Here is an 8,339-nt window from a genome sequence, read left to right as displayed (position 1 = left end):
CCCCCCCCCCCCCCCCCCCCCCCCCCCCCCCCCCCCCCCCCCGCCCCCACAAGGTGGTCGCACAACTTCCTGAAGATCAGTTGTAGATATCGAAAGCAAAGTACTTGCTGGCGATCTTCTGGTAAGTGCCGTTGGCCACGATCTGTTGCAGCGCGGTATTCAGGCGCTGGCGCAGGGCTTCGTCGTCCTTGCGCACAGCGATCGCGGCATCGGCCTTGGTGTCGGCCACGTCGCCAAGGATCTTGCAGCAATCCCCGCCGTTCTTGTTCATCCACTCGTGCAGCGGGAATTTGTCGGCAATCACGCCGTCCAGGCGGCCGGCCGCCAGGTCTGCGTTGGCTTCGTCCATGGTCGGGTACAGTTTCACGTCGGCACCGGCCTTGCCGTACACGTCTTCGGCGTAGATGGCCTGGGTAGAGGAAGATTGCGCACCGACGGTGTAGCCGACAAAGTCGGTCTGGGCGCTGTCGATCTTGCTGTCCTTGGCAACCGCCACGGTCAGGGGCGTGCGGTAGTAGTGGTCGGTGAAGGCGATCTTCTTGCGTCGCTCTTCGGTGTCGATCATCGATGCCACCACCGCGTCATACTTGCGCGCCATCAGGGCGGGGATGATGCCTTCCCAGTCCTGCGCCACCAGCGTGCATTCGACTTTCATCTGTTCGCACAGGGCATGGGTGATGTCGACATCGAAGCCGTGCAGCTTGTTATCGGCGTCTACATAGTTGAAGGGCGGGTAGGCACCCTCGGTGGCGAACCGCAGGGTTTCAGCGCTGGCGGCACCCGCCAGCAGCAGGGCGCACGCACCCAGCAAGGCCATGGACTTGTTCATCTCGCACCTCATTGCACTCTTGCTATTGTTGTTTGCCCGTCGACCACGAGGTGTAGCCGACGAATTCGTTATGTAGAGCGGCAGTTGCTTCCAAGCGTTTTTCAACATCCGGTCCGAGCTTCTTGCAGACCTCGTTGACCATCAGATGCACCCACGACAGCATCGTCGAGGTGGATTCCCAGAACAGGTTGAATTCGGTGGGGATGCGGAACACCTCGTCGGCATTGGCATCCGCCCAGTCACAGAAGGTGTCGGTCACCAGGGTGACCGCAATGCCAGCCTCGCGCGCCTTCTGGCACAGCATCAGGGCATGGCGGGAATAACGGCGCGCCTCGAACACCACCAGGGCGCTGTCTTCGGCGCGGCCCAGCAGCACTTCGCCGAAGTGCCCGGCGCTGATGTCCACCAGTTGCACGCCATCGCGCAGGTATTGCAGCAGGTGGCTCATGCACATGGCGATGCCGCGCTCGGTCTGGAAGCCGGCGATGAACACCCGTGGCTTGCTGGCCAGGCGTTGCGCCACGTTGTGCCAGGCGGGGCTCTGGCGGTATTCGTGTACGCGCACCAGGGCGGCGATTTCCAGCTCCAGGCTGCCGGCGTTGTCGCTGGCGTCCTGGTTCTGGCGGTAATCTTGCAGACGATCACCTACCAGCCACGGGCCATCGCCCAGATCGTTCTGCAGGTCTTGCTTAAGCGCCTTGAGGTGGGCATAACCCAGTGAGCGACAGTAGCGCCCGACGCTGGATTCGCTGACGCCCAGCTTGGCGGCAATGCTGGCCGAGGTCTGGAACGGCAGTTCGTGCAGGTTGGCAAGCATGTAGGTGGCGATCTTGCGACCCGAGGCAGCGGCCCCTTCGAGGCTGTTTTCCAGGCGTTGCTTGATCAGTTGGCTCATGCTGCGGCTCCAGGGGTGAGGCTTGGGAAGAAAATGAATGTTTTCTGTCATCAAGTCAACATTTGACAGATTGCTGTCACATGAAGGAAAGTTTTTGTCGTTGCAACGCTGTAGCCATTCCAAAATCAACAAGGAGCTTCAGATGTCCGCACCTTCCACCAGCACCGTTGTGCGCGTGCCTTTTACCGAGCTGCAAAGCCTGTTGCAGGCCATTTTCCAGCGCCATGGGTGCAGCGAGGCCGTGGCCCGGGTGCTGGCCCACAACTGCGCCAGCGCCCAGCGTGATGGCGCCCATAGCCATGGGGTGTTCCGCATGCCCGGTTATGTCTCGACCTTGGCCAGCGGCTGGGTCGATGGCCAGGCCACGCCACAGGTCAGCGACGTGGCCGCCGGCTATGTGCGTGTCGATGCTGCGGGTGGTTTTGCCCAGCCGGCACTGGCGGCCGCCCGTGAGCTGTTGGTGGCGAAGGCGCGCAGCGCAGGCATTGCCGTGCTGGCGATCCACAACTCGCACCACTTCGCCGCGCTATGGCCGGATGTCGAGCCGTTCGCCGAAGAGGGCCTGGTAGCCCTCAGCGTGGTCAACAGCATGACCTGCGTGGTGCCGCATGGTGCACGCAAGCCGCTGTTCGGTACCAACCCCATCGCTTTTGCTGCGCCTTGCGCCGAGCATGACCCGATCGTTTTCGACATGGCCACCAGTGCCATGGCCCATGGCGATGTGCAGATTGCCGCGCGCGCCGGCCAGCCATTGCCGGAGGGCATGGGGGTGGATGCCGATGGCCAGCCGACCACCGACCCGAAGGCGATTCTGGAAGGCGGGGCCTTGCTGCCATTCGGCGGGCACAAGGGCTCGGCGTTGTCGATGATGGTCGAGCTGCTGGCGGCGGCGCTGACCGGCGGTCATTTCTCCTGGGAGTTTGATTGGTCCGGGCATCCGGGCGCGAAAACGCCGTGGACCGGGCAGTTGATCATCGTTATCGACCCGGGCAAGGCCGAAGGCCAGCGCTTTGCCCAGCGCAGCCGCGAGCTGGTGGAGCACATGCAGGCGGTGGGGCTGACGCGCATGCCGGGCGAGCGGCGCTACCGTGAGCGCGAGGTGGCCGAGGAGCAGGGCGTGGCGGTGACCGAGCAGGAGTTGCAAGGCCTGAAGGAGCTGCTTGGCTGATCTGGCCCCTTCGCGGGTTTACCCGCGAAGAATCCAGCCCTCATCCCCGGTCATGCAATGTTGCATAGACAACCTTGCACAATAGTGGATGTTCCTGAGCCCGCTCTGCGGGTATGCTCAACACTGACTTTCCGTACCGTCCTGATCCAAGGAGCTGCACGCTGTGTTCAAACATGTCGATGCCTATGCCGGCGACCCGATCCTCTCGTTGATGGAAACCTTCAAGGCCGACCCGCGCGCCGACAAGGTCAACCTGAGTATTGGCCTGTACTACGATGAGGCCGGCGTGGTGCCGCAACTGGCGGCGGTGGATGCGGTGGAAAAACGCATTGCCGGTCAGGACCACGAAGCCTCCCTGTACCTGCCGATGGAAGGCCTGGCCAGCTACCGCCAAGCCATCCAGGCGCTGCTGTTCGGTGCTGATCACCCGGCCGTGACCGGCGGCCGGGTGGCCACCGTACAGACCGTGGGTGGCTCCGGCGCCCTGAAGGTCGGTGCCGACTTCCTCAAGCGCTACTTCCCGCAGTCCGAAGTCTGGGTCAGCAACCCGACCTGGGACAACCACCGCGCCATCTTCGAAGGTGCAGGCTTCAAGGTGCACACCTACCCGTACTTCGACCAGGCCACCCGTGGCGTGGACTTCGACGGCATGCTGGCCACCTTGCAGAGCCTGCCGGCCAACAGCGTGGTGCTGCTGCACCCGTGCTGCCACAACCCTACCGGTGCCGATCTGCAGCAGCACCAGTGGCAACAAGTGGTCGAAGTGGTCAAGGCGCGCCAGCTGATCCCGTTCCTCGACATCGCTTATCAAGGCTTCGCCGAAGGCTTGGTAGAAGACGCCTACGCTATCCGCGAAATGGCCCGTGCCGGCGTGCCGTGCCTGGTCAGCAACTCCTTCTCGAAAATCTTCTCGCTGTATGGCGAGCGGGTGGGCGGCCTGTCGGTGGTGTGCGATGACGAGGCCACTGCCCAGAGCGTGCTTGGCCAGCTGAAGGCCACCGTGCGCCGCAACTACTCCAGCCCGCCCAACTTCGGCGCCCAGCTGGTTGCCGGCGTACTGAGCGATGCTGGCCTGAATGCCCAGTGGGCCGAAGAAGTCGAAGTGATGCGCAAGCGTATCCTCGACATGCGCCAGGCGTTGGTCGATGCCCTGGCCGTGCTGCTGCCGGGCCAGGACTTCCAGTTCTTCCTACGCCAGCGCGGCATGTTCAGCTACACCGGCTTCAGCGTCGAGCAGGTCCGTCGCCTGCGTGACGAGTTTGGCGTGTATCTGATCGACAGCGGCCGTGTGTGCATGTCCGGCCTGCGCCCGGCCAACCTGCAACGGGTTGCCGAAGCGTTCGCTGCCGTTCAGAAATAACTCGCCAAGGGGCCAGCTGCGGCCCCTCCTGTGGGGCGCGGTTGGACTTTGTGGGAGCGGCCTTGCGTCGCGAAAGGGGGGCGGAGCGCCCCCACGATTGCAGCTTTGCCGCTGACATTGCTGGGGCCGCTTTGCGGCCCTATCGCGACGCAAGGCCGCTCCCACAGGCCGCTCCCACAGGCCCCCAGGCCGCGACATTCCACCGAACGACACCCGCAATGCCTTCCACTTGTAAAGACAAGTGCAACCGCTCCTCGGAAAAGGGCTTCGCAAGTGCAACCTTTCCGTGCACAATCGCGCCCCTCTTTTCCGGTTGAGTTGGGCGAAACGTCTATTTCGCCATTCTCAGCCTGTTGCAGTCTTGCGAGTGGAGCTTCACCCGGAATGAATGAGCAGGCCCCAAGCGTTGAACAACGCTTTGCAGAATCGACCCCCGCCGCCCTCGGCACTTGGGCGCGTCACGACACCACCTGGATGCTGGGCCTGTTCGGCACAGCCATCGGCGCCGGGACACTGTTCCTGCCGATCAACGCCGGCCTTGGCGGCTTCTGGCCGCTGTTGATCCTGGCCGTGCTGGCCTTCCCGATGACCTATTTCGCCCATCGCGGGCTGACCCGTTTCGTCCTTTCCGGGCGCGATGGCAGCGACATCACCGAAGTGGTCAAGGAGCATTTCGGCATCACCGCCGGTGCCTCGATCACCGTGCTGTACTTCTTCGCCATCTTCCCGATCCTGCTTATCTACAGCGTGGCGCTGACCAACACCGTGTCCAGCTTCATGGAACACCAGCTGCACATGCAGCCGCCGCCTCGGGCAATCCTGTCATTCGTGCTGATCCTCGGCCTGCTGGCCATCGTGCGCTGCGGGGAGCAGGCCACGGTCAAGGTCATGAGCCTGCTGGTCTACCCGTTCATCGTTGCGCTGGCGTTGCTGGGCCTGTACCTGGTGCCGCACTGGACCGGTGGCATTCTCGACAGCGCCACAGAGGTGCCGCCGGCCTCGGCCTTCCTGCACACCCTGTGGCTGGCCATTCCGGTAATGGTGTTCTCGTTCAACCATTCGCCGATCATCTCGGCCTTTGCCGTCGACCAGAAGCGCCGTTACGGCGCGCACGCCGACGAGCGCAGCGGCCAGATCCTGCGTCGTGCCCACCTGCTGATGGTGGTGATGGTGCTGTTCTTCGTGTTCAGCTGCGTGCTCACCCTGAGCAGCGCCCAGTTGGCCGAAGCCAAGGCGCAGAACCTGTCGATCCTGTCGTACCTGGCCAACCACTTCAGCAACCCGACCATCGCGTTCGCTGCGCCGTTGATCGCCTTCGTGGCCATCGCCAAGTCGTTCCTCGGCCACTACATCGGTGCCAGCGAAGGCCTGAAGGGCATCATCGCCAAGACCGGTGCGCGCCCAGGCGCCAAGGCCCTGGACCGCGTGGTTGCCGCACTGATGCTGGTGGTGTGCTGGATCGTTGCCACCCTCAACCCAAGCATTCTCGGCATGATCGAGTCGCTCGGCGGCCCGATTCTCGCGGTGCTGTTGTTCCTGATGCCGATGTACGCCATTCGCCGTGTGCCATCGATGCGCAAGTACAGCGGTGCGGCCTCCAATGTGTTCGTCGTTGTGGTCGGCCTGGTTGCGCTGACTTCGGTGGTGTACGGCCTTGTAAGCTGATTCACCCGTTTCATTCAAGAATGCCCGGGTCGCTTGTCGCCACCCGGGCATTTTTTTGCCTGATCAAGGTTTCAGCAGCGTTGCATTCCATCGTCCTTGGTGCATGCAAGCAGCCACCCTCCGCACAGGCTGGCCACCACGAACAGCACGCCCAAGCCTGCCGGTAGCTCGCTTTCCAAACCTGCGACCACACTGCTCGTCAAACCGGCACCGGCGAACAGCAACGTCGTGTTGAGCGACGCTGCCGCACCTGCCTGACGCGGATAGCGCGCCAAAGCCTGGGTCGTTGCGGCGGGGCGTACCAGGGTTGTCCCGGTGGTACAGACAATCATCGGCAGTAGAACCCCCAGCACAGATAACCCTGCCACCCATTCCCAAATCAAAAGGGTGATGCCCGCAGTACTTATAAGCAGCAAGCCTGCTTTTATTTGAGCTTGCGGGCTTACGCGACTGTTCAGGTAGGTCGCAGCCATGCCGCCGACGATGTATGCCAACCCATAGCCGATAAAGACCAGAGAGAATTGATAGGCCGTCAGCTCCAGCCTGCCCATCAGCAGCAAGGGCGCTATGACGATAAAGGAAAAATGGCAGGCAAAGGCGAGGCTGGAGAGCATGGAATGCGCGAGATAGTCCGTGTCTCGCAGCATCGCCCGATAACTGGACATGCTTGGCGCCCGGTCGCGCGACGCAGGTGTGTCATGGAGCAGCACACACGATAAAAGTGAAACGATTGCAGCGATGATCACGAATACCGTAAAGCTTGCCTTCCAGCCAAAAGCCTGTTGAAGAAAAGCACCTGCCAGCGGTGACAGGGAGATGAACAACCCGCTCGCGCTTGTTAACAGGATGCGCATGGCATTGCGTTGTGTACCGCTGTAGAGGTCCTGCACAAGCGCCTGGCCTAGCACGAGGCTGCCGCAACCCAGGGCCTGCACCAAGCGAAAGGCCATGAACGTTTCATAGTGGGTTGAAAATACGCAACCGAGCGCTCCCACAATGGATACGCTCAACCCAGCGAGCAACAAACGCTTGCGCCCGATGCCATCCGACAGTGGGCCGACCACGATTTGCGCCATGGCCACACCCACAGCAAAAAAGCTCACTGAGTACGCAATCTGTTTTGTGTCGACCCGAAACTCATCTGAGAGCGCAGGGAATGATGGGAGGATTACGTCCAGAGGAAACACACCCAGCAGACATAACAAAATCAGCAGCGTCGAGCACAGGTGGCGCCGAAGCGAACCCGCGGGGCGGTTCATGCCATTAACTCCTCGAATGGAATTGCAAGAATTAGCTTTCGTCATCCAGTAAACCAGTACGCTAAAGATGTACAAGGTGAGCTTGGTAGCGAAACTTCCGATAGAGTTGTAGGATTTTCTACCTCAATGAATACGGGGCAATTAAACTTGGTCGTAAAGCCTCTGGCACAAACTTCGCAGCCAATTTGGAAGCAGCTTTGTGCCGCTCAGATCAATCAATTAGCCAACTGTGTGGCGAGTTTGTGGTGGGAGGCCGGGATGGGCGTTCGGCAACGGTGAGGCAACTGGCCGTAACCGCGGCTATCGGCATTTTTTGTCCACAAAAATCGTCCGGCAATGGAACAATTTCACCTGCCCCCATAGGCACCCGGCTGCCTTCATGCTTAACTCAGTGTCCTTTTCAAACCCCGCATAAGGATTTCGTCATGGCTCAAGTGACTCTCAAAGGCAACCCGGTCCAGGTCAACGGTAACCTGCCACAGGCCGGCGCCCAGGCTCCGGCTTTCTCCCTGGTAGGTGAAGGCCTGGCTGACAAGTCGCTGAAAGACTACGCCGGCAAGCGCAAGGTGCTGAATATCTTCCCAAGCGTCGATACCCCGACCTGCGCCACCTCGGTGCGCAAGTTCAACGCCCAGGCCAACGACGTCGCCAACACCGTGGTGCTGTGCATCTCGGCTGACCTGCCGTTCGCCCAGGCACGTTTCTGCGGCGCCGAAGGGCTGGACAATGTGAAGAACCTGTCGACCCTGCGTGGCCGCGAGTTCCTCGAGAACTACGGCGTAGCCATCGCCGACGGCCCGCTGGCCGGCCTGGCCGCCCGCGCCGTGGTGGTGCTGGACGAGAACGACAAGGTGCTGCACAGCGAACTGGTTGGCGAAATTGCTGACGAGCCGAACTACGACGCGGCGCTGGCTGTACTGAAGTAAGGATTGCGTGGGGCAGGGCGGGCGTCTGTAGCCTGTGATGGCCTCTTCGCGGGTAAACCCGCTCCTACAACGTGCGGCACAGGTTTCAAAGGCTGTGACATCCCCGTAGGAGCGGGTTCACCCGCGAAAGGGCCAGACCAGGCAACCGAACCTTCAGGCTCGCCACCGCTCCAAGCAACACCCTGTAACGGCCCGGAACACGTTCCGGGCCGTTTTCATTTAAAATTCCGCCGCTTG

The 8,339-nt window shown here is 61.7% G+C and carries 7 protein-coding genes; 4 read left to right on the top strand and 3 right to left on the bottom strand.

Annotation, left to right across the window (positions count from 1 at the left end):
* Positions 1-76 precede the first annotated feature (76 nt).
* Both AC3WLP_RS21715 and AC3WLP_RS21710 read right to left on the bottom strand, forming a co-directional pair.
* On the bottom strand, positions 77-829 hold the full coding sequence (locus AC3WLP_RS21715; protein WP_012052077.1) for a transporter substrate-binding domain-containing protein: 753 nt from the start codon (positions 827-829) through the stop codon (positions 77-79).
* Positions 830-851: 22 nt separating this feature from the next.
* Positions 852-1,724 carry a MurR/RpiR family transcriptional regulator gene (locus AC3WLP_RS21710; protein WP_012052078.1) on the bottom strand — a complete coding sequence of 291 codons (873 nt, stop codon included), beginning with the start codon at positions 1,722-1,724 and terminating at the stop codon, positions 852-854.
* A gap of 142 nt (positions 1,725-1,866) precedes the next feature.
* Between AC3WLP_RS21710 and AC3WLP_RS21705 the strand changes: the two genes are divergently transcribed.
* From AC3WLP_RS21705 to AC3WLP_RS21695, 3 genes are all read left to right on the top strand, one after another.
* Positions 1,867-2,892, top strand: a complete 1,026-nt coding sequence (locus tag AC3WLP_RS21705; RefSeq protein ID WP_012052079.1) for an Ldh family oxidoreductase — start codon at positions 1,867-1,869, stop codon at positions 2,890-2,892.
* 163 nt (positions 2,893-3,055) lie between these two features.
* A complete protein-coding gene (locus tag AC3WLP_RS21700; RefSeq protein ID WP_003247729.1) occupies positions 3,056-4,252 on the top strand; it encodes an amino acid aminotransferase in 1,197 nt (398 codons plus the stop codon).
* A 384-nt stretch (positions 4,253-4,636) separates the two neighbouring features.
* Positions 4,637-5,917 carry a serine/threonine transporter gene (locus AC3WLP_RS21695; RefSeq protein ID WP_003247731.1) on the top strand — a complete coding sequence of 427 codons (1,281 nt, stop codon included), beginning with the start codon at positions 4,637-4,639 and terminating at the stop codon, positions 5,915-5,917.
* Between the two features lie 71 nt (positions 5,918-5,988).
* Here the strand turns inward: AC3WLP_RS21695 and AC3WLP_RS21690 are convergent, their stop codons facing one another.
* Positions 5,989-7,176, bottom strand: a complete 1,188-nt coding sequence (locus AC3WLP_RS21690; protein WP_017148288.1) for a Bcr/CflA family efflux MFS transporter — start codon at positions 7,174-7,176, stop codon at positions 5,989-5,991.
* A 425-nt stretch (positions 7,177-7,601) separates the two neighbouring features.
* Here AC3WLP_RS21690 and tpx point away from each other — a divergent pair, with 425 nt between their 5' ends.
* Positions 7,602-8,102 carry a thiol peroxidase gene (gene tpx, locus AC3WLP_RS21685; protein ID WP_012052082.1) on the top strand — a complete coding sequence of 167 codons (501 nt, stop codon included), beginning with the start codon at positions 7,602-7,604 and terminating at the stop codon, positions 8,100-8,102.
* The last annotated feature ends 237 nt before the right edge of the window (positions 8,103-8,339 follow it).

The organism is Pseudomonas sp. FW305-E2, from assembly GCF_058782925.1.
The sequence above is the reverse complement of the archived record's forward strand: the minus strand, read 5'-3'. Positions and strand labels throughout refer to the sequence as shown.